Origin of the sequence: Streptomyces sp. NPDC048191, from assembly GCF_040652655.1 — a bacterium.
In the GTDB taxonomy this organism is placed as follows: Bacteria; Actinomycetota; Actinomycetes; order Streptomycetales; family Streptomycetaceae; genus Streptomyces.
Genome location: NZ_JBEZMO010000002.1, coordinates 43,395 through 62,467, shown reverse-complemented (window position 1 = coordinate 62,467; position 19,073 = coordinate 43,395). Strand labels below are relative to the sequence as shown.

Annotated in this window: 22 protein-coding genes and 1 riboswitch; of the genes, 11 read left to right on the top strand and 11 right to left on the bottom strand. The window is 72.8% G+C overall.

Annotated features, from left to right (window positions below):
* Window positions 1-60: 60 nt before the first annotated feature.
* Window positions 61-203: riboswitch (cobalamin riboswitch) on the bottom strand.
* A gap of 145 nt (window positions 204-348) precedes the next feature.
* The 3 genes from AB0D93_RS03285 to AB0D93_RS03275 all read right to left on the bottom strand — a co-directional run bounded on the left by AB0D93_RS03285 (window position 349) and on the right by AB0D93_RS03275 (window position 2,759).
* Window positions 349-576, bottom strand: coding sequence for a hypothetical protein (locus AB0D93_RS03285; protein ID WP_362112098.1), 228 nt, complete (start codon window positions 574-576; stop codon window positions 349-351).
* 35 nt (window positions 577-611) lie between these two features.
* Window positions 612-1,862, bottom strand: a complete 1,251-nt coding sequence (locus AB0D93_RS03280) for an inorganic phosphate transporter (protein WP_362112095.1) — start codon at window positions 1,860-1,862, stop codon at window positions 612-614.
* A 144-nt stretch (window positions 1,863-2,006) separates the two neighbouring features.
* On the bottom strand, window positions 2,007-2,759 hold the full coding sequence (locus tag AB0D93_RS03275; protein ID WP_362112092.1) for a lysozyme: 753 nt from the start codon (window positions 2,757-2,759) through the stop codon (window positions 2,007-2,009).
* A gap of 189 nt (window positions 2,760-2,948) precedes the next feature.
* On the opposite strand from AB0D93_RS03275, the gene AB0D93_RS03270 reads away from it, so the two are divergent.
* The 3 genes from AB0D93_RS03270 to AB0D93_RS03260 all read left to right on the top strand — a co-directional run bounded on the left by AB0D93_RS03270 (window position 2,949) and on the right by AB0D93_RS03260 (window position 6,530).
* The gene (locus tag AB0D93_RS03270) at window positions 2,949-3,611 is read left to right on the top strand and encodes a class II aldolase/adducin family protein (RefSeq protein ID WP_362112089.1); all 663 of its coding nucleotides are present in this window, start codon (window positions 2,949-2,951) and stop codon (window positions 3,609-3,611) included.
* Window positions 3,612-3,714: 103 nt separating this feature from the next.
* A complete protein-coding gene (locus tag AB0D93_RS03265; RefSeq protein ID WP_362112086.1) occupies window positions 3,715-4,842 on the top strand; it encodes an alpha/beta fold hydrolase in 1,128 nt (375 codons plus the stop codon).
* 320 nt (window positions 4,843-5,162) lie between these two features.
* A complete protein-coding gene (locus AB0D93_RS03260) occupies window positions 5,163-6,530 on the top strand; it encodes a hypothetical protein (protein WP_362112083.1) in 1,368 nt (455 codons plus the stop codon).
* Window positions 6,531-6,546: 16 nt separating this feature from the next.
* On the opposite strand, the gene AB0D93_RS03255 is transcribed toward AB0D93_RS03260, so the two are convergent.
* Entirely contained in the window at window positions 6,547-6,960 is a 414-nt protein-coding gene (locus AB0D93_RS03255) for a VOC family protein (RefSeq protein ID WP_362112080.1), read from the bottom strand.
* A gap of 286 nt (window positions 6,961-7,246) precedes the next feature.
* Here AB0D93_RS03255 and AB0D93_RS03250 point away from each other — a divergent pair, with 286 nt between their 5' ends.
* The 3 genes from AB0D93_RS03250 to AB0D93_RS03240 all read left to right on the top strand — a co-directional run bounded on the left by AB0D93_RS03250 (window position 7,247) and on the right by AB0D93_RS03240 (window position 10,355).
* The gene (locus tag AB0D93_RS03250) at window positions 7,247-8,845 is read left to right on the top strand and encodes an ABC-F family ATP-binding cassette domain-containing protein (protein WP_362112077.1); all 1,599 of its coding nucleotides are present in this window, start codon (window positions 7,247-7,249) and stop codon (window positions 8,843-8,845) included.
* A 323-nt stretch (window positions 8,846-9,168) separates the two neighbouring features.
* Complete coding sequence (locus AB0D93_RS03245) at window positions 9,169-9,390, top strand: helix-turn-helix domain-containing protein (protein ID WP_004002281.1); 222 nt, start codon at window positions 9,169-9,171, stop codon at window positions 9,388-9,390.
* A 161-nt stretch (window positions 9,391-9,551) separates the two neighbouring features.
* Window positions 9,552-10,355, top strand: a complete 804-nt coding sequence (locus AB0D93_RS03240; RefSeq protein WP_362112074.1) for an enoyl-CoA hydratase/isomerase family protein — start codon at window positions 9,552-9,554, stop codon at window positions 10,353-10,355.
* Between the two features lie 35 nt (window positions 10,356-10,390).
* On the opposite strand, the gene AB0D93_RS03235 is transcribed toward AB0D93_RS03240, so the two are convergent.
* Window positions 10,391-11,116, bottom strand: a complete 726-nt coding sequence (locus tag AB0D93_RS03235; protein ID WP_362112071.1) for a nucleopolyhedrovirus P10 family protein — start codon at window positions 11,114-11,116, stop codon at window positions 10,391-10,393.
* Between the two features lie 96 nt (window positions 11,117-11,212).
* Here AB0D93_RS03235 and AB0D93_RS03230 point away from each other — a divergent pair, with 96 nt between their 5' ends.
* The 5 genes from AB0D93_RS03230 to amaP are packed head-to-tail and all read left to right on the top strand — an operon-like array spanning window position 11,213 to window position 13,491.
* Complete coding sequence (locus tag AB0D93_RS03230; protein WP_362112068.1) at window positions 11,213-11,686, top strand: Asp23/Gls24 family envelope stress response protein; 474 nt, start codon at window positions 11,213-11,215, stop codon at window positions 11,684-11,686.
* 48 nt (window positions 11,687-11,734) lie between these two features.
* Window positions 11,735-11,929, top strand: coding sequence for a hypothetical protein (locus tag AB0D93_RS03225; RefSeq protein ID WP_362112064.1), 195 nt, complete (start codon window positions 11,735-11,737; stop codon window positions 11,927-11,929).
* A gap of 4 nt (window positions 11,930-11,933) precedes the next feature.
* On the top strand, window positions 11,934-12,290 hold the full coding sequence (locus tag AB0D93_RS03220; protein ID WP_362112061.1) for a hypothetical protein: 357 nt from the start codon (window positions 11,934-11,936) through the stop codon (window positions 12,288-12,290).
* Entirely contained in the window at window positions 12,290-12,904 is a 615-nt protein-coding gene (locus tag AB0D93_RS03215; RefSeq protein ID WP_362112058.1) for a DUF6286 domain-containing protein, read from the top strand. The genes AB0D93_RS03220 and AB0D93_RS03215 overlap by 1 nt, the downstream gene beginning before the upstream one ends.
* 5 nt (window positions 12,905-12,909) lie before the next feature.
* Complete coding sequence (gene amaP / locus AB0D93_RS03210; RefSeq protein ID WP_362112055.1) at window positions 12,910-13,491, top strand: alkaline shock response membrane anchor protein AmaP; 582 nt, start codon at window positions 12,910-12,912, stop codon at window positions 13,489-13,491.
* Between the two features lie 21 nt (window positions 13,492-13,512).
* On the opposite strand, the gene AB0D93_RS03205 is transcribed toward amaP, so the two are convergent.
* The 6 genes from AB0D93_RS03205 to AB0D93_RS03180 all read right to left on the bottom strand — a co-directional run bounded on the left by AB0D93_RS03205 (window position 13,513) and on the right by AB0D93_RS03180 (window position 19,057).
* Window positions 13,513-14,268 (bottom strand): SDR family oxidoreductase, encoded by a 756-nt coding sequence (locus tag AB0D93_RS03205; RefSeq protein WP_362112052.1) that lies wholly within the window; start codon window positions 14,266-14,268, stop codon window positions 13,513-13,515.
* Between the two features lie 5 nt (window positions 14,269-14,273).
* Window positions 14,274-16,058: a glycoside hydrolase family 15 protein gene (locus AB0D93_RS03200; RefSeq protein WP_362112049.1), complete on the bottom strand. Its 1,785-nt coding sequence runs from the start codon at window positions 16,056-16,058 to the stop codon at window positions 14,274-14,276.
* Window positions 16,059-16,132: 74 nt separating this feature from the next.
* Complete coding sequence (locus tag AB0D93_RS03195) at window positions 16,133-16,954, bottom strand: SURF1 family protein (protein WP_362112046.1); 822 nt, start codon at window positions 16,952-16,954, stop codon at window positions 16,133-16,135.
* Window positions 16,955-16,979: 25 nt separating this feature from the next.
* Complete coding sequence (locus tag AB0D93_RS03190) at window positions 16,980-17,213, bottom strand: hypothetical protein (RefSeq protein ID WP_362112043.1); 234 nt, start codon at window positions 17,211-17,213, stop codon at window positions 16,980-16,982.
* Window positions 17,214-17,292: 79 nt separating this feature from the next.
* Window positions 17,293-18,276: a DEDDh family exonuclease gene (locus tag AB0D93_RS03185; protein WP_362112040.1), complete on the bottom strand. Its 984-nt coding sequence runs from the start codon at window positions 18,274-18,276 to the stop codon at window positions 17,293-17,295.
* Window positions 18,277-18,391: 115 nt separating this feature from the next.
* Window positions 18,392-19,057, bottom strand: coding sequence for a TetR/AcrR family transcriptional regulator (locus AB0D93_RS03180; protein WP_362112037.1), 666 nt, complete (start codon window positions 19,055-19,057; stop codon window positions 18,392-18,394).
* Window positions 19,058-19,073 lie beyond the last annotated feature (16 nt).

Sequence of the window (19,073 nt, the reverse complement as noted above, 5' to 3'; positions counted from 1 at the left end):
AGGGGTCCTTCGGCAGCCGGGCATGGCGATCGGTGTCCTCACTCAGGGTGTCCGCGCCCTGGTTCGACGAGATTCGGCGGTGAGAGTTCCTGGCTCCCGGGGGTTCTTCCCCGGTGACAGTGGCGGGACCGCGCCGGATTCACACCGGCTTCCTCTCCTGTCGCCGTACATGGCCTGGGCAGTCCACCATGCACCCGGAACGGCCGTCAACTTGCCGTTGACCTGCGGGGGGAGAGTGTGCCGATCCCCACATCGTGGGGGACGTCCGTGACGTCAGGGCACGCCTGAAGGCTCCCCTCCGTCACGCGTGGAGGGGAGCCTTCGCGGTGCCTGCTGTCCGGTGCTCCGTCAGGCCTTGGCGACGATCAGGTAGATGCCGTACGCCACCGCCGCCGCGCACGCGGCGAAGCAGACGTAGGCGCCGGTCACGGCGAGTGCCGCGGAGTTGCCCTGGGCCGCCGCCTTCTCGCGCCGGGCCAGTCCGTTGACGCCCAGGGTGAACAGGGTCACCAGGGCCACGGTGAACACGAGGCTGACGCCGAAGACGGAGCCGATGGCCGACCAGTCGATCTTCATGGGGATGCTTCCTTGGGAACCGGAGGTGGCCGGGGTCAGACGGTGGCGGCCGGCGGGACGGCCTCGGGCGCGGATTCGGGGACGGCCGGGGAGGCGATCGTGGCCGTCAGGTCCTCCGTGATCGGACCGGCGGGGGGCGGGGTCACCGCGGCGATGGCGGTGGTGACCACGCCGGCCGGCTCCGCGGGGCCGTCGACGACGTTGGTGTGGTCGACGACCTCACGGCGGGAGATCTTCCAGATCGTGGCGCTCGCGGCGACGAGGAAGACGGCGACCACGGCGGTGCCCCAGTCCCCGAGTTCCGTGACGGACTCGGCGCCCGCGCCGACCAGCGCGGCGGCCGGGAGGGTGAGCACCCAGGCGACGGCCATCCGGGTCGCGGTGGACCAGCGGACCACCCCGCCCTTGCGGCCGACGCCGGCGCCCATCACCGAGCCGGAGACGACGTGCGTGGTGGACAGGGAGAAGCCCAGGTGGGAGGAGGCGAGGATGGCGGTCGCGGCGCTGGTCTGGGCGGCGAAGCCCTGGCGCGGCTCCAGCTCGGTCAGGCCCTTGCCCATGGTGCGGATGATGCGCCAGCCGCCGATGTAGGTGCCGAGCGCGATGGCCAGGCCGGCGGAGAGGATCACCCAGGTGGGAGGGTTCGAGCCCGGCGCGATGGCGCCGCCCGCGATCAGCGCGAGGGTGATGACGCCCATCGTCTTCTGGGCGTCGTTGGTGCCGTGGGCGAGGGAGACCAGGCCGGCGGAGGCGATCTGGCCGGCGCGGTAGCCCTTGCGGGTGGCCTCGCCCTCGGCCTTGCCGCCGATGCCGTAGGAGAACCGGGTGGCCAGCAGCGAGGCGAGGCCCGCCACCACCGGCGCGGCGATCGCCGGGAGGATGACCTTGGTGACCAGTACGTCACCGTGCACGGCGCCGAAACCGGCGGAGGCGACGGCGGCGCCGATCAGGCCGCCCATCAGGGCGTGCGAGGAACTGGACGGCAGGCCCACCAGCCAGGTCAGCAGGTTCCAGAGGATCGCGCCGACCAGGGCGGCGAAGATGACCTCGGGACGGATGCCGGTCTCGTCGACGAGACCCTTGGAGATCGTGTTCGCGACCTCGACGGAGAGGAACGCGCCCACCAGATTGAGGCCGGCGGACATGGCCACCGCGATCTTGGGCTTCAGGGCGCCGGTGGAGATGGTGGTGGCCATCGCGTTGGCGGTGTCGTGGAAACCGTTCGTGAAATCGAACGCGAGAGCGGTTACGACCACTATCGCGAGGATCAGCGAGAAGCTTTCCATTTACCCAGGCAATCGTTCGAGCGTCATTGGCTGGTCGAACGTAGGCAACCTGGGTGAACGGAAGATGAACTGAGTCGGACCTCGGGGTGTCATTAGGGAGGGGGTGGGGTTCCGCTTCGCTCCGCCACCCCAGGCGCCCCTTGGCTACCGGCCCCGCGCGAAGACCCTCAGCCGGCTCACGGACCCGTCGAAGAGATTCTGGTCACCCGGGAAGCGGCCCTTGGTGCCGTACTGCCAGAAGGTCCAGTACCGCCAGCCGCCCGGCAGCGTCCCCGGCCGCGCACTGTGCCGGGCGATCCACAGGGCGTGACTCTTCGAGAACGCGCGGCTGTTGCCGGTGCACAGCTTCCACCACTGGGCCGTCGTGTAGATCACCGGGCGGCGGCCGGTCTCCCGCTTGATCTCGTCGCTGAACGACCGGATCCAGCGGACCATCCGCTTCCTGCCCAGTCCGTAGCACTTGTGCTTCTTGCTGTAGGGGTTGTATTCGATGTCGAGCGCGGGCGGCAGCGTCCAGCCGTCCGCCCGCCAGGCGCCGCCGTGCCGCACCAGGTACGCGGCCTGCCGGGCGCCGGAGGACTTGTCCGGCCGGGCGAAGTGGTACGCGCCCCGGATCAGGCCAGCCTTCCGCGCGCCGCCGTACTGCTGGGAGAAGTAGGGGTTGCGGTAGTTCGTGGACTCGGTCGCCTTGACGTAGACGAACCGTGCGCCCCTGGACCGGGCGGCCTGCCAGTCGACGCGCTTCTGGTGGGAGGACACGTCGTGCCCCCGGGGCAGGCCCGAGGCCAGTGCCGGAGGCCCGGCCGCCACGGTCGCGGTGCACGCCAGGGCGAGCGCCGCGGTGGCCGTCGCGAGGACACCGGCGCGACGGCGGCGAAGAGTGCGTTCACGGGCCATGTGTCTCCCCTGGTGGGCGGACGCGGGAGCGCCCGGCGGGCAAGAGGGACCATTGAAGGTCCGGCGATCACCGAACCGGCGCACATTTGCCGCGATCACCCCGACTTCCGCTCGTTCGGGGGTACGCACTTTCGGCCGACGGCGACCGCCCGCCCCCCTCCCCGTGGGCACGGCTGGCAGGATCGCGGCATGGCTGAACAGCGGCGGGACGCGGAACTGGAACGGATCTGGACGGAACTGGTCGCGACGGCGCGGCGGACCGTGGCCGACGGGCTGGTCGTCGGCACCTCGGGCAACGTCTCGGCGCGCGTCGGCGACCTCGTGCTGGTCACCCCGTCGGGCGTGCCGTACGACCGGCTCACCCCGGACGACCTCACCGGCGTCGACCTCACCGGACGCCAGGTGCTCGGCACGCTGGTGCCGACCAGCGAGCTGCCCATGCACCTCGCCGTCTACCGCACCACCGACGCCCGCGCGGTCGTCCACACCCACGCCGTGCACGCGACGGCGGTCTCCACGCTCGTGCCCGAACTGCCGCTGGTCCACTACATGGCCGCCGCCCTCGGCGGTCCCGTCCGTGTCGCCCCCTACGCCACGTACGGCACCGACGAGCTGGCCGAGAACATGCTCCGCGCCCTGGCCGGCCGCTCCGGCTGCCTCCTGCAGAACCACGGCACGGTCACCCACGGCGCCAGCCTCGACCAGGCCTACGACCGCACCGCCCAGCTGGAGTGGATGTGCCGCCTGTGGCTCACGGCGTCCTCCGTGCCGGGCCTGACCGCGTCCCTGCTGAGCGAGGCACAACTGGCCGAGGTCGGGGCACGTTTGAAGGAGTACGGCCAACGGAGGTGACCCCGTGCTGCCCAGCCCTTCGCTCCGGCGCTTCCTCGACCGCCTCGCTCACCGCCCCGCAGCTCCACTGGCCGGTGACGGCAACCCCCACGACACTGGACCCGTGCGCACCGTCAAAGCGACCGCCCTCACCACGGCCGTGGCCGCCGGCATGGCCATGGCATCCGTCGCCGCCGGCCGGATCGCCAGCGACGCCGCGCTGAGGGCGCCCGCCGGCCGCCCCCTGCCCACCGAACCCCGCCTCACCGTGCACGGCACGGCCGCCGGCCAGATCACGCTCACCCGCGACCTGGCCTCGCTGCGCCCCGGCACCTACGGCCTCGCGGGCGACGGCTCCCACGCGGTCGTCGGCCCCGTCCTGGAGGCGGCCCGGCACGCGGCCGACAGCGTCGTACGCCGCCTGGAACGCGTCACGCACGGCACCCTCGCCCCCGGCGACGCGGTGTGGCTCACCCCGAACCTGTACGTCGGCAATCCGTCCACCGCCCTCGGCCTCGACCACGCCGACATCGACGTGCCCGGCGAACTCGGTGAACTCCCCGCCTGGTTCGTGCCCGGGGCCCGGAACACCTGGGTGATCGCCGTGCACGGCCTCGGCACCACCCGGGAACAGGCCATGAACCTCATGGGCCCCCTGCACGCCCGCCGGGTGCCGGTCCTCGCCCTCTCCTACCGCGGCGACCTCGGCGCCCCGCGCCCGCCGGACGGCCTGAACCACCTCGGCGAGACCGAGTGGCGCGACCTGGACGCCGCGATCCGCTACGCCGTCCGCTACGGCGCCCGCCGGGTCGTCCTGCTCGGCTGGTCCACCGGCGCCACCATGGCCCTGCGCGCCGCCGAGCACTCCGCGGTGCGCGAGCGCATCGCCGGGCTGGTCCTCGACTCCCCGGTGCTCAGCTGGGAGGCCACGCTGCGCGCCCTCGCCCGGGCCCGCCACACCCCGCAGCCCCTGCTGCCGCTCGCCGTGCGGGCCGCGCAGGGCCGGGCCGGGCTGCACGCCGACCGGGTCGCCGAGATCACCGACCCCGACCGGCTCACCGTACCCACCCTGATCTTCCACGGCCCCGACGACCACGTGGCACCCTGGGAGTTCTCCCGCCGCCTCGCCGAGCGCCGCGGCGATCTGGTCGCCCTGCACCCGGTGCGGGGGGCCCCGCACGCGGCGATGTGGAACGCCGACCCGGAGCAGTACCAGGAGCGGCTGCGCCGCTTCATGACCCCGCTGGTGTGACCGTCCCCCGCTCCGGCCCGCCACCCGGTGCGACACATTCCGTTTAAGGCCGTACGGCTGGCCTGATCATGTGTCCTCGCCCCGTACCGAACCCCGTGCCTTGGCCAGCCCCGTCGCCCGCCGTGACATTCCGTTTGGGTTTTCGGACCGTCAACCGGAAGACTGCACCCGTGACGTCCCGTATCCCGCGCGACTCCAGGCTTCGACTCGTCCGACCGCGACCCCTGGCCGCCGCCCCCAGAGCTGTGAACCAGCGGCGCCCGCGCCGCCCCGCACCACGGCCGCCGGAGGGCACCCCCGCCCCCGCTGAACTGGCCGGAATGGCCCGTGCCGGGCTGGCCGGCCCGGTGCGCGTGGCCCGCTGGGCCGACGCCGCTCTCGGTCCCGGCAGCGACGGCGCCACCGCCGACGGCAAGGCCACGCTCTCCGACGCCACCGCGGAACGCGCCGCCGTCGACCTCGGCCTGAGTGCCGCTCAGATCCGCGCCGACTGGGACACGGCCCGCCTCGCCGGACTCGTCGAGGTGCACGGCGACAGCGCGCGCCCCGGCTGGCGGCTGCGCGCCTGGGACCGCGACGACAGTGCCGTACTGCGCGGCTGGGTCGCCCTCTTCGACGCCTGGTCCCTCGCCTCCCCGGAACCCGAGGAGCACGAGCCGGCCGCCGTCGCCGAGGTCGTCTCGGCCATGCCCCAGGTGCTCTCCTTCCTCCAGCTGTCCGCCGGGCCCGTCCCGGTCGAGCAGCTGCTCGACCTCCTGCAGCAGCGGGTCACCGAACTGCGCACCGAGCGCTGCGAGGTGCCCTACGAGACCGGTGCCGCGCAGCCCGCCGAGCCCGGGCCCGCGCGGCCGGCCGTGCCGGGCGCGCGTCGGCCGTCCGAGCCCGGCGTCGCGGGCCCGGCGGCCGGCTCCCCGGGCCCGGTGCGCCTCGTGCCCGGCGTCCCCGAAGACCCCGCACCCGCCGACGACACCTCGCTCGAGCCGCTCCTCGTCTGGGCGCTGCGCGCCCTCGCCGCCGTCGGAGCGCTGACCTACGGCGACGGCCACGCCACCCTCACCCCGCTGGGCAGCTGGGCGGTGTGGGTCAAGCTGGAGCAGATCTGCGTGGCCGCGCAGAGCCCGGCCGGCAACATCGAGCAGTCCGCCGAGGACATGCTCCGCGGCTGCGCCCAGCTCCGGCCCAACGCCGCCCGCGCCGAATACCGCGCCTGGCTCGCCGCCCGCACCGTCGGCGGCGCCGTCACCGAGCTGATCCACGCCGCGCGCGGCGAGGACGCCCTGCTGCGCGGCCTGGCCTTCGAGGCGCTGCGTGTCGTCGGCGCGCCCGCCGAGCCCGACGTACGCGCCGTCGTGGACGAGCCCGCGCTCAGGCCGTACGCCCTGCTGTGGCTCGCCGAGCACGACGGGATCGACCCGGAGGACGCCCACGAGGTCCTCACCCGGGACGAGGCGACCTGGCTGTGGGTGGACACCGCCGCCGCGGTCGCCGACCACGGCGAGTCGCCGATGCTGGTCCGGCATCTGGAGTCCGCGGTGCAGCCCACCGTCCCCCAGCTGCTCGACGAGGTCCGCGCCGTCGGTCACCCGCGCACCGTGCAGGTCCTGGTCGCACTGGCCGCCGCGCATCCCGACCCGGCCCTGGCCAAGGCCGTGCGCCGGGCCGCCTTCCAGGTGCACACCGGGGGATGAGCGGCGCGGGGGCCGCTCAGCCGCCGATCTCCGGGGCGTACGTGCCGAAGCTCCAGATGTTGCCCTCGGCGTCCCGGGCCATGTAGTCCCGCGAGCCGTAGTCCTGGTCGGTCGGGGGCATCAGGATCTCCACGCCGTGCTCCAGGGCCCGCTGGTGGTGGGCGTCGACATCGTCCACGACGACGTACACCCCGGTGGGCCCGGCGTCCTTCATCGCCGCGTCGAAGCGGCCGCCGCGGCCCTTGGAACCGATCATCACCGCGCCGTTGCCCTGGACCAGCTCGGCGTGCATCACCGTGCCGTCCTCCGTCTCGTACACCGACAGCTCGGTGAAGCCGAGGGCCTCCGTCAGCTGCCTGATCGCCGCCTTCGCGTCCGCGTACAACAGCGAGGGATAGATGCTCGGCCGTCCACCGCCCAGCCCTGCCATGCCGATCACTCCTTCCAGCGCCGGTTCTGTGGCGTTCGTTCAGTCTTGCAGCCGCCACTGACAACACCCCGGCGGAACGTGTCGCACCGCCTCATGTCGCCCACCACGCGCGTCGCCGTGCCGGCCGCGACGATCTTCCGGGGAACGGACCGCACACGCGGACGTAGAAAAACCGCTTGCACACCCCCGTTAGACTTCTCCCCATGGCCATTCTCCTCGCGCATTAGACGGCGGGAACGTCCTCAGCCGCCCACCCGCCAATCCCTGTACGCCCTGGAGTCTGTCCGTGATCTCCGCCTCCGGTATCGAGCTGCGCGCCGGTGCCCGCATCCTCATCGAGAACGCCACTTTCCGTGTCGCCAAGGGCGACCGCATCGGCCTCGTCGGGCGCAACGGCGCCGGCAAGACCACGCTCACCAAGTGCCTGGCCGGCGAGGGCATCCCGGCCGCCGGTCAGATCACCCGCTCCGGCGAGGTCGGCTACCTCCCGCAGGACCCCCGCACCGGCGACCTCGACGTCCTCGCCCGGGACCGGATCCTGTCCGCGCGCGGGCTCGACGTACTGATCCGCAAGATGCGCGAGAACGAGCAGCGGATCGCGAACGGCAAGGGCGCCACCCGCGAGAAGGCCCTCAAGCAGTACGAGCGCCAGGAGACCGAGTTCCTCACCAAGGGCGGGTACGCCGCCGAGGCCGAGGCCGCCACCATCGCCGCGGCCCTCAACCTGCCCGACCGCGTCCTCGGCCAGCCGCTGCACACCCTCTCCGGTGGTCAGCGCCGCCGTATCGAGCTGGCCCGCATCCTGTTCTCCGACGCGGACACCCTGCTGCTGGACGAGCCGACCAACCACCTCGACGCGGACTCGATCATCTGGCTGCGCGACTACCTGAAGACCTACCGCGGCGGCTTCATCGTGATCTCCCACGACGTCGACCTCGTCGACACCGTGGTCAACAAGGTGTTCTACCTGGACGCCAACCGGTCCGCGATCGACGTCTACAACATGGGCTGGAAGCTCTACCAGCAGCAGCGCGAGGCCGACGAGAAGCGCCGCAAGCGTGAGCGGGCCAACGCCGAGAAGAAGGCCGCCGCGCTCAACGCCCAGGCCGACAAGATGCGCGCCAAGGCCACCAAGACGGTCGCCGCGCAGAACATGGCCCGCCGCGCCGAGAAGCTGCTCTCCGGCCTCGAAGAGGTCCGGATGTCCGACAAGGTCGCCAAGCTCCGCTTCCCCGAGCCCTCGCCCTGCGGCAAGACGCCGCTGATGGCCGAGGGCCTGTCGAAGTCCTACGGCTCGCTGGAGATCTTCACCGACGTCGACCTGGCCATCGACAAGGGCTCCCGCGTCGTCATCCTCGGTCTCAACGGCGCCGGCAAGACCACCCTGTTGCGCCTCCTCGGCGGCGTCGAGAAGCCGGACACCGGTGAGGTCGTCCCCGGTCACGGTCTCAAGCTCGGGTACTACGCCCAGGAGCACGAGACCCTGGACCCCGACCGCACGGTCCTGGAGAACATGCGCTCGGCCGCCCCCGACATGGACCTGGTCGAGGTCCGCAAGGTGCTGGGCTCGTTCCTGTTCTCCGGCGACGACGTGGACAAGCCGGCCGGTGTCCTCTCCGGCGGGGAGAAGACCCGTCTCGCCCTGGCGACCCTGGTCGTCTCCTCGGCGAACGTGCTCCTCCTCGACGAGCCCACCAACAACCTCGATCCCGCGAGCCGCGAGGAGATCCTCGGCGCCCTGCGCACCTACAAGGGCGCGGTCGTCCTCGTCACGCACGACGAGGGCGCCGTCGAGGCGCTCCAGCCGGAACGGATCATTCTGCTGCCGGACGGCGTCGAGGACCTGTGGGGCTCCGACTACGCGGACCTCGTCGCCCTGGCGTGATCAACTGCGTATGGATCATTCGGCTCATCCGTGATCCATCATCTGTGTGAGATCTCCTCGTATCGCGGTGTGTCGTACACGGATTTCGCGGCCGATCCCTTGCGTGCCAAGGGTTCGGCCGCTTCGCTCCGCTGACCTGGCACTTCGCGAATCCACCCGTTCGGCCCCGTCGACACCACCCGATGGAATCCCGTATTCCGCTTGTGGGGATCCCCTCCTGTCGTCACAACGATGTCTCACGGACCTTGCCGAATGGGTGGCCATCACGCCCAAGAGGGGTGATCATGAGGAGACCAGAGCGCACTTCCCATGAGGAGGCACGGGTGGCCGAGACTCTGAAGAAGGGCAGCCGGGTGACCGGCGCCGCGCGCGACAAGCTCGCGGCAGACCTGAAGAAGAAGTACGACTCCGGTGCGAGCATCCGGGCGCTGGCCGAGGAGACCGGCCGCTCGTATGGCTTCGTACACCGGATGCTCAGCGAGTCGGGCGTCACGCTTCGTGGGCGTGGCGGAGCGACCCGGGGCAAGAAGGCCGCTTCGTCCTGACTCCGGGCGGCCCATCGGCTTCGATGGTGGCCACCCGGTCGGCCTCTTCCCGGGCCCTTGAGGGGCCCGGGCGGACTCCCAGACCGGCCGGGTGGTTACTGTGCAGTCACTTACGCATGCTCACGGCATGCCCGGATGACCGCACCCATCGGAGGCGCCCCATGGCTTCGCCCGCCCAGGACCTCGCTCCTGTACTCGACAAGGACGGCGTACGGCTCACCGTAGACGACGCGCTCGCCACGGTGACGCTGACCAACCCGGCCAAGCGCAACGCGCAGAGCCCCGCCCTGTGGCGTGCGCTCACCGAGGCCGGCCGGCTGCTGCCGGGCTCCGTCCGTGTCGTCGTGCTGCGCGGCGAGGGCAGGTCCTTCTCCGCCGGGCTCGACCGGCAGATGTTCACCCCGGAGGGGATCCCGGGCGAGCCGAACTTCATCGAGCTCGCGCGCCGTGACGACGCCGGGCTCGACGCGAGCATCGCCGAGTTCCAGGAGGCGTTCACCTGGTGGCGGCGGAACGACATCGTGTCCATCGCCGCGGTCCAGGGGCACGCCATCGGGGCCGGCTTCCAGCTCGCGCTCGCGTGCGACCTGCGGGTCGTCGCGGACGACGTGCAGTTCGCCATGCGCGAGACCAGCCTCGGTCTCGTCCCCGACCTGACCGGCACGCACCCGCTGGTCGGGCTGGTCGGGTACGCCCGCGCGCTCGAGATCTGCGCGACCGGACGGTTCGTCGGCGCCGAGGAGTCCGTCGCGTCCGGGCTGGCCAACGTCGCCGTGCCCGGCGGTCAACTGGACGAAACCGTACGGGACCTGGCGGCGGCGCTGCTCGCTGCACCGCGGGACGCGGTCGTCGAGACCAAGGCGTTGCTGCGGGGTGCGGCGGATCGCACGTACGACGAGCAGCGGGCGGCCGAGCGCGCCGCTCAGGCACGCCGGCTCAGGGACTTGGCCGGCGTGGGCGAGTGAACCCTGCGGCCGACGCGGGGCGCACGCTGGCGTGGTCAGCCGACCGCCGTCACCAGCACGGCCACCGTCGGCCGGCCCTCCAGCGCGTCCCGCACGGCCGTGCGGACCTGCCGGGCCACGTCGACGGCCCGGCGGTCGGCGCCGGTCGTCAGCTCCACGCGCACGTGCCGGTGCGGCAGCGCCGCGTCGGCCGTGCGCTCCCGCACGTGAACAGCCCGGCCGAGGCCGCCGAGCGAACCCGTCAGCCCGGTCACGCCGGGCACGGACAGCGCGGCCTCGGCGGCCCTCGCCTCGTCCGGGTCCGTGGCCTCCCGCGCGGGCAGCGGTCGCGGCACCCGCACCTCCGGGACCGGCTCCTCCGAGTCCAGCAGGTCGGTCACCCGTAGATCGACCTCCGTCACCACGAGTCCGAGCCGCTCCGCCGCGGCCGTCGCCAGCGTCAGCCGCAGCCGGGACGCCACCTCCGGCAGCGGTTCGGCGGCCGTCGCCGCGAAGTCCGCCGTCAGCCGCAGCGGCCCCGGCGGCAGCGCGCTCGGGGGAGCCGGCACGACCGGCTCGGGTGCCGCGTCGGGATCGGCGAGCATGAGTCGCAGCGCGTCCAGCCGCAGTCCCGGAACCCCGTCGGACGCCGCCCGTGCCAGCACCGCACGGGCCGCGCCCTCCGTGATCCACACGCCGTCGCGTGGCCCGCCGAGCGGCAGCAGCCTGCCGAGTCCCACCTGGTGCCGTACGACCTGTGTCCACCCGTCCGCCGTCGTCATTCCTCCAGCCTGCCGTATCTCCGGCGCGCTGCCGGGGAACCATGCATACGGTAGATGGAGGACGGTCCAAGGGGACGACGAAAGGGACGTACGGCGATGACCGACATGACGACGACCCCCGAGGGCGACTTCGAACCGCAGGTTTCGACCCGCAAGACCACACGGCGCGGTGGCGGCGATCCGGCCGCCCGCGGACGGACGACCATCGCCGACGGCGTCGTGGAGAAGATCGCGGGTCTCGCGGCCCGGGACGTGGTCGGCGTCCACGCCATGGGCAGCGGCCTGGCCCGCACCTTCGGCGCCGTGCGCGACCGGGTGCCGGGTGGCTCCAAGTCGGTGACACGGGGTGTGAAGGCCGAGGTCGGCGAGGTGCAGACCGCGCTGGACCTGGAGATCGTCGTGGACTACGGCGTCGCGATCGCCGATGTCGCCCACGCCGTGCGGGAGAACGTGATCGACGCGGTGGAACGCATGACCGGCCTCGAGGTCGTCGAGGTCAACATCGCGGTCAGTGATGTGAAGCTGCCCGAGGAAGAGGACGAGGAGCCCGAGCCGCCCCGGATCCAGTGACCCGCCGAAGCCCCGACACCGCACACCCGACGAGCTGAGGAGCGCTGCATGAGCATGGCCGTGGTCGGCATGATCGCCGGGATGGCGCTGGGCTTCGCCGGGTACTTCGGCGGCTTCGGTGCCTTCCTGCTGGTGGCGGCGCTGGGCGCCGTCGGGTTCGTCGTCGGCAGGTTCTCGGAGGGCGACCTGGAACTGGGTGAGTTCTTCCGCACCCGCGACGTCCGGCGCGACCGACGGCGGTGACCCGGTGACCGCCGAGACCGGCGCGGCCCGCCCGCCGTCGGCCCTCGTACCACCGGGCGAGCGCGGCGCCACCCGGATCGCCGACCGGGTCGTGGCGAAGATCGCCGCGCAGGCCGCCCGCGAGGCCGTGCGGCCGCTGCCCGCCGACGCGGCCACCCCGCACGCCACGGTCGTCCTCCTGCACGGGTCGGCCCGCGTGCGCGTTCACCTCGAACTCGGCTACCCCGGCGACATCGGCGCCCACTGCGCCGCCGTGCGCCGTCATGTGGCCGAGCGGGTGAGCGCGTTGGCGGGCATGGAGGTGTCCGAGGTCGCCGTCCAGGTCGAACGGCTGCACCCGGCACCGCACGGGAGGGCGTGATGAGCGAGCCGCCGACGACCACCCCGGCCCTCGGCAAGGACCCCGGCACCACCCCGCCCGCCCCCGCCGAGGGAAGCGGCCGGTTCTGGTCACCGCGCCGCGTCCCGGCCGCCGTGGTCGCGGTCGTGCTGCTGGGCGGCGCCGGCCTGCTGCTGTACGACATCGCCGCGGTGCGCGCCCACCACCCCGCGATGCAGTGGCGCCGCGCACTCGCCCGGCAACTGGCCGAACGGCCCCTGGACGACATCTGGGTGCTCACCGGCGCGGCCGTCGCCGTCGCGCTCGGCGTGTGGCTGATCGCCCTCGCGGTCACGCCCGGTCTGCGCGGGCTGCTGCCCATGCGGCGCCCGCACCCCGACCTGCGCGCCGCGCTCCGGCGCGAGGCGGCGGCGCTCCTGCTGCGCGACCGGGCCGTCGACGTCACCGGGGTCCGTTCGGTCCGGGTGCGGATGCGCCGCAGGCGGGTCGAGGTCCGCGCCGTCTCGCACTTCCGTGAGCTCGACGACGTACGCGCCGACCTGCGGAACGTCCTCACGGACGCGATCGAGGGCCTCGGCCTGGCCCGCCCGCCCGCGCTGTCCCTCCGTGTGACACGGCCCGGACGGAAGGGGTGACGTCGATGCGCAGGGGTGTCCTCCACCGCGTCCTGCTGGCCCTCGCCGGCCTGGTCCTGCTCGTGCTCGGCGGCGCGGTGCTGGCCGTCGGCCTGGGCGCGCCGCCGCCGTCCTGGTGGATCCACACCGGCCCGCACGACGTGCTGCTGACCCAGGCCGAACGCACCCACTGGCGGGGCGCGAACTGGTGGTGGGCCACGGTCCTCGCGGCCCTGGCCGTCGTCGTCCTGCTCGCGCTGTGGTGGCTCACCACCGTGCTGCGCCGCCGCCGGCTGACCGACCTCGTGATCGACACCGGCGACGGCGAGTCCGCCCTCCTGCGCGGCCGGGCCCTGGAAGCGGCGCTGGCCCAGGACGCCGTGCGGCAGGAGGGCGTGGCCCACGCGGAGGTCTTCCTGCGGGGCAGCCGTACGGCACCGGCGGCAAGGGTCTGGCTCCAGTTGGAGCCGGGCGTGGACCCGGCGAAGGCGCTGCACGGGTTCACCACCCGGGCCCTGGCCGACGCGCGCCGGTCGGCGGGCCTGGCGTCGCTGCGGACGGAGGTACGCCTGAGCACCGTCAGGCACCGTGCGGAAAGGGTGACTTGAGCGCTCGTCCGGGGCCGGCCCTCAGAACCCGTGCCGCATGCCCCCGTCCACCGGCAGCATGACGCCGCTCAGATAGGACGCGGCCGGAGACAGCAGGAACGCCGCGACCTTCCCGAACTCCTCCGGCGCCCCGTACCTGCGCAACGGGATCCGGGACTCGTTCGCGGCCCGGGTGGCCTCGGGGTCCGCGGACAGACCGTCCAGCTCCCGCACGCGATCGGTGTCGATCCGTGCCGGCAGCAGCCCCAGCACCCGGATCCCGCCCGGCCCCAGCTCGTCCGCGAGGGACTTGGCGAACCCGGCGAGTCCGGGCCGCAGTCCGTTGGAGATGGTCAGCCCCGGAATCGGCTCGTGCACCGACCCGGACAGCACGAAGCCGATGACCCCGCCCGGCTCCAGCTCGGCCGCCGCCGCCCGCGCGAGCCGTACCGCACCGAGGAACACCGACTCGAACGCGTCGCGCCACTGCTCGTCGGTGTTGTCCGCGACGAACCCCGGCGCCGGACCGCCCACGCTCACCAGCACGCCGTCGAACGCGCCGAAGTGCTCACGGGCGGCCGCGATCAGCCGCTCCGGCGCCTCGGGGTCGGCGTTGTCCATGGCCACGCCCACCGCGTTCGGGCCCAGTTCGGCGGCGGCCTCGGCCACCCGCTTCCCGTCCCGGCCGCTGATCACGACCCTCGCCCCGTCGGCGACGAGTTCCCGCGCGGCGGCGTTGCCGAGCCCGCGGGTCGCCCCGGTGACGACGTACACCCGGTCCTTCAGTCCAAGATCCATGGCCCCTATCCTGCCTGGTCGTCCCCGAAGAGCGTGAGGGCGGTGTTCACCAGCCCGATGTGACTGAAGGCCTGCGGGAAGTTGCCCAGGTGGCAGCCGTCGACCGGGTCGTACTCCTCGGCCAGCAGGCCCACGTCGTTGGCCAGGCCCACCAGGCGGTCGAACAGCTCCCGCGCCTCCTCCTTCCGGCCGGTCATGTACAGGGCGTCGGCCAGCCAGAAGGAGCAGGCCAGGAAGGCGCCCTCGCCGCCCGGCAGCCCGTCGATCACCGAGTCCTCGGTGTCGTAGCGGCGCAGGAAGCCGCCGTGCCCGAGGTCGTCGCGGATCGCGTCGACCGTGCCGACGACCCGCGGGTCCTTCGGCGGCAGGAAGCCGACGCGCGGGATGAGCAGCAGCGACGCGTCGAGTTCACGGGAGCCGTAGTACTGGGTGAAGGTGTTGCGCTCGGGGTCGTACCCTTTCTCGCACACCTCCTGGTGGACCTCGTCGCGGAGCCTGCGCCAGCCCTCCAGGTCACCGTCGAGGTCCTCGTACCGCTCCAGCGTCTTCACGGCCCGGTCGGCGGCCACCCACACCATCACCTTGGAGTGCACGAACTGCTGCCTGCCGCCGCGCACTTCCCACAGGCCCTCGTCCGGCTGCCGCCACGCCGACTCCACGAAATGCATCAGCGAGCGCTGCATCGCCCACATGTGCGGCCGCGCGGACAGGCCCGAGTCGCGCGCCAGCGCGAGCGAGTCCATCACCTCGCCGTACACGTCGAGCTGGAGCTGGTCCACGGCGCCGTTGCCGATGCGTACGGGGGTGGAGCCGGAGAAGCCGGGCAGCCAGGGCAACTCGGTCTCCGGCAGCCGTCGCTCGCCCGCGACGCCGTACATGATCCGCAGGTCTTCCGGGTTGCCCGCGACCGCGCGCAGCAGCCAGTCGCGCCAGGCGGAGGCCTCGTCGTGGTAGCCCGCGGTGAGCAGGGCGCCGAGGGTGAGGGTGGAGTCGCGCAGCCAGCAGTAGCGGTAGTCCCAGTTGCGCACGCCGCCCGGCTGCTCCGGCAGGGAGGTGGTGGCCGCGGCGACGATCCCGCCGGTGGGGGCGTAGGTGAGGGCCTTGAGAGTGATCAGGGAGCGGACGACCGCGTCCCGGTAGGGGCCGTGGTAGCGGCACTGCCGGGCCCACCGCCGCCAGTCCTCGACGCTGCTCTCCAGGGACTCGCACGGGTCGTTGAGCGGCGGCCGGCGCTCGTGCGACGGGTGCCAGGTGAGCACGAACGCGACCCGGTCGCCCTCGGTGACGGTGAACTCCGAGTGGGTGCCGAAGTCCTCGCCCCAGGTGCGCACGGCCGGCTCGGCGCGCAGCCAGACCGAGTCCGGCCCCGCGACCGCCACCCGGTGCCCGTCCGAGCGCCGCACCCACGGCACGATCGAGCCGTAGTCGAAGCGCAGGCGCAGGGTGCTGCGGACGGTGACCCGGCCGCCGACTCCTTCGACGATGCGTACGACGTCGGGGGTGCGGTCGCGCTGCGGCATCAGGTCGGTGACGCGGACCGTGCCGTCCGGGGTCTCCCACTCGGTGTCCAGGACGAGGGTGTCGGTCCGGTAGGCGCGGCGCGTGCAGGTGCCGGCGCCCTCCGGGGCGATCCGCCAGAAGCCGTGGTCATCGCCGCCCAGCAGCCGGGCGAAGCAGGCGCCGGAGTCGAAGCGGGGCAGGCACAGCCAGTCGATCGAGCCGTCCTTGCCGACCAGCGCGGCGGTCTGCTCGTCACCGATGAGAGCGTAGTCCTCGATGCGCGCGTTCACGGGATCCGGCTTCCCGGCGGACCAAGGGGCCAATCAGGTGGTGCGCCGGGGGAGTGACGCGCCCGTCCGCGTGGTCAGACGGCGGCCGGTTCCGTCTCCTCCGGCTTGGGCTCCGCCGCGGCCTCCTCCTGGTCGCGGATCTCCCGCCGGACCAGGAACCACCAGCCGACCGGGACACCCGCGGCGAACAGCCACCACTGGATCATGTAGGCGTAGTTCAGCGGGGCGTCCTCGCTGCCGGGGTCGGAGATCTGCTCCGGGGAGCCGCCCCTGGGCGTGGGTGCCGTCTGTTCGACGTAGCCGCCGAGCACCTGCGCACCGAGCCGGTGCGCCTCCGCCGTGCTGTTGATCAGCATGACCTGCCGGTCGGGGAGGCCCCGGACGTTCTTGATGCCACTCGCCGCGGTCGTCTCGTCGACCATCAGCCGTCCGGTGACGGTGGTCCGGCCGGACGGCGGGGCGGGGATCTTCGGGAAGGCGGTCTGTGCCCCGTCGGCGGGGATCCACCCGCGGTTGACCAGCAGCACCCTGCCGTCCGTGAGGACGAACGGGGTCAGTACGTGGAAGCCGACCTCGTTGTCGGAGTTGGTCCGGCGCCGGACCACTTCCTCCCTGGCGGTGTCGAAGGTGCCGGTCGCGGTGACCGTGCGGTACCGCTCGGTGCGGGTCACGGCGTGCCCCGGTGAGGTCAGCCTCTCGACCGGGACCGGCTTGGCGTGCAGCGCCGAGGAGACCAGGTTGTTGCGCGCGGTGCGCTCCTCGTAGCGGTGCTTCTGCCAGAAACCCAGCTTGATCATCGTCGGGATCAGCGCGATCGCGACGAGGGTGAGGATGACCCACTGCAGGGACAACAGGAAGCGGTAGCGGTGCACCCCACGACGGTACCTCCGCGCCATGGGGTGCATTCAGGCGGGTACCGGGTCACACCCGGTCGACGATTCCGACCTTTCCCTCGGCGCGGGCGCAGTGCGCCCCGCAGTACCACTTGCCGTCGGCCTCCACCCCCTGGCCGATGATCTGCACCCGGCAGTGCTCGCAGATGGGGGCCATGCGGTGGATCGCACAGGAGAAGCAGTCGAAGACGTGTACCGAGCCCTGTGCGTGGACCTCGAAGGACATTCCGTAGTCATTGCCGCAGACTTCACATTTCGCCATGCGCCACAGGGTGAGCCGTCGCCGGGGCCAGGGCGAGCCCGTTCCGGGTGAGTCGTGTGCCGATCACTCATTCGTACGATCACTCTTCGGCGGGCTCGACATCGCGCAGCAGTTGCCCGAACGCGGCCTCGTCGACGACCGGTGTGCCGAACTGCCGCGCCTTGGCCACCTTCGACGTGCCCGAGTCGGGGTCGTTGGTCACCAGCAGGCTGGTCAGCCGGGAGATGCTGGACGCCACGTGCAGTCCGGCCTCGGTGGCCCGGTCCTCCAAGAGCTCACGGTCGACCGAGGTGTCCCCGGAGAAGGCCACCCGCATGCCCTGTTTGAGGCGTTTGCCGTCCTCGTACCGCCCAGGGTTGGGATAGGGGCATGCGGGCCTTTTGCGGGAGGGGCGCCAACCGCCCGTGCGGTAGCCGCCGTAGCCGCCGGACGACTGCCGCGGCACCGGACGGTCCGACCACTCCGTCAGCGGCCGGCACTCCAGCAGCGGCAGCCGCACGCCGCCCGCCGCCGCGGCCCGCAGACTGGGCCGGAACGCCTCCGCCAGCACGCGCGCGTCGTCCAGCGCGTGGTGCGCCCGCTGCTGTACGACCCCGTAGTGCGCCGCCAGCGACTCCAGCTTGAAGTTGGGCAGCGGCAGGCCCAGCTCCTTCGACAGCGCGATGGTGCACAGCCGCTGACGCACCGGCGCCTCCCGCTTCGCGCGCGCGTACTCCCGCGCGATCATCTGCCAGTCGAAGACGGCGTTGTGCGCGACCAGCACCCGGCCGTCCAGCCGGGCCGCGAACTCCTCGGCGACGTCCGTGAAGAGCGGCGCCCCTTCGAGCACCTCGCTCGTCAGGCCGTGTATCCACACGGGTCCCGGATCCCGCTCCGGGTTGACCAGCGTGTACCAGTGGTCCTCGACCTCGCCGCGCTCGTCCAGCCGGTAGACGGCGGCCGAGATGATCCGGTCGTCCCGGGCCAGGCCGGTGGTCTCCACGTCAACGACCGCGTATCCCTTCGGATACGCGGCCGGCCACTGGGTGGGGGAGGACACTGCGGTCGCACGGTCTTCGAGCATGGTCACTGAGGATACGGGCCACGACTGACACTCCTGACCTTCAGGGCGGTCCACGGACCGCCGGACTGCTCGGCCGCTCGAACCCCGCACGCGCGTGCGCTCGTATCCGTGCCTCTCAGCCGCCCGGGCCGGACCGCCGCGAGGGTGAGCGGTCCGCCGGCGCCAGCAGGGCCCGCACCAGCGCTCGTACGGCCGTCTCGAACAGCCGGTCGCTGTCCACCGGTCGGGCCAGCGCGCGCGCCAGCGCGGGGTCGCCCCCGGCGCTCTCGGCACTCCACAGCTCCTGCTCGCCGGGGTGCTGTGCCGGGGCCCGCTCGCGATTGCGTTCCACCAGCACATGCCCGACGACCTGGAACTGCACGGCCCGTACGAACTCGGCGGCCCTGATGCCGCGCAGCCCGGCGGCGTGCGCCTCGCCCACGAGGACCCGCTGGGCGGGCAGGAACATCCGCTCGGTCAGCCCCCGCTCGTGCACCAGCGCCACCAGATGCGGATGGCCGCGCAGTTGCCGGCGCAGGGCGTGCGCCACGCCGACCACGCGCTCCTCGGGTGTGACCCCGGACGGGCGGATCTCACCGAGCTCGGCCACGGTCCGCTCCACGAGGGCGTCGAGCAGCGCCTCACGGCCGCCGACGTGCCAGTAGATCGACGTCACGGCGGTGCCCAGCTCCGCGGCGAGCCCCCGCATGGTGAGCGCGTCCGGCCCGTGCCGCTTCACGAGTCCGGCGGCCGCGTCCAGCACGGCCTCCCGGGTCAGCGCGCTTCTCGTGCCGCTCGTCATGATCCCCCCGACTCCC

Bases quoted from the DNA above. Each gene is read 5' to 3' on its own strand.
- AB0D93_RS03240 (WP_362112074.1), top strand. From the start codon at position 9,552: ATGGCTTCGCCCGCCCAGGACCTCGCTCCTGTACTCGACAAGGACGGC.
- AB0D93_RS03260 (WP_362112083.1), top strand. From the start codon at position 5,163: ATGGCCCGTGCCGGGCTGGCCGGCCCGGTGCGCGTGGCCCGCTGGGCC.
- AB0D93_RS03205 (WP_362112052.1), bottom strand. From the start codon at position 14,268: ATGGATCTTGGACTGAAGGACCGGGTGTACGTCGTCACCGGGGCGACC.
- AB0D93_RS03225 (WP_362112064.1), top strand. From the start codon at position 11,735: ATGAGCATGGCCGTGGTCGGCATGATCGCCGGGATGGCGCTGGGCTTC.
- AB0D93_RS03275 (WP_362112092.1), bottom strand. From the start codon at position 2,759: ATGGCCCGTGAACGCACTCTTCGCCGCCGTCGCGCCGGTGTCCTCGCG.
- AB0D93_RS03255 (WP_362112080.1), bottom strand. From the start codon at position 6,960: ATGGCAGGGCTGGGCGGTGGACGGCCGAGCATCTATCCCTCGCTGTTG.
- AB0D93_RS03230 (WP_362112068.1), top strand. From the start codon at position 11,213: ATGACCGACATGACGACGACCCCCGAGGGCGACTTCGAACCGCAGGTT.
- AB0D93_RS03235 (WP_362112071.1), bottom strand. From the start codon at position 11,116: ATGACGACGGCGGACGGGTGGACACAGGTCGTACGGCACCAGGTGGGA.
- AB0D93_RS03180 (WP_362112037.1), bottom strand. From the start codon at position 19,057: ATGACGAGCGGCACGAGAAGCGCGCTGACCCGGGAGGCCGTGCTGGAC.
- AB0D93_RS03285 (WP_362112098.1), bottom strand. From the start codon at position 576: ATGAAGATCGACTGGTCGGCCATCGGCTCCGTCTTCGGCGTCAGCCTC.
- AB0D93_RS03190 (WP_362112043.1), bottom strand. From the start codon at position 17,213: ATGGCGAAATGTGAAGTCTGCGGCAATGACTACGGAATGTCCTTCGAG.
- amaP (WP_362112055.1), top strand. From the start codon at position 12,910: ATGCGCAGGGGTGTCCTCCACCGCGTCCTGCTGGCCCTCGCCGGCCTG.
- AB0D93_RS03195 (WP_362112046.1), bottom strand. From the start codon at position 16,954: ATGGCGCGGAGGTACCGTCGTGGGGTGCACCGCTACCGCTTCCTGTTG.
- AB0D93_RS03270 (WP_362112089.1), top strand. From the start codon at position 2,949: ATGGCTGAACAGCGGCGGGACGCGGAACTGGAACGGATCTGGACGGAA.
- AB0D93_RS03280 (WP_362112095.1), bottom strand. From the start codon at position 1,862: ATGGAAAGCTTCTCGCTGATCCTCGCGATAGTGGTCGTAACCGCTCTC.
- AB0D93_RS03215 (WP_362112058.1), top strand. From the start codon at position 12,290: ATGAGCGAGCCGCCGACGACCACCCCGGCCCTCGGCAAGGACCCCGGC.
- AB0D93_RS03185 (WP_362112040.1), bottom strand. From the start codon at position 18,276: ATGCTCGAAGACCGTGCGACCGCAGTGTCCTCCCCCACCCAGTGGCCG.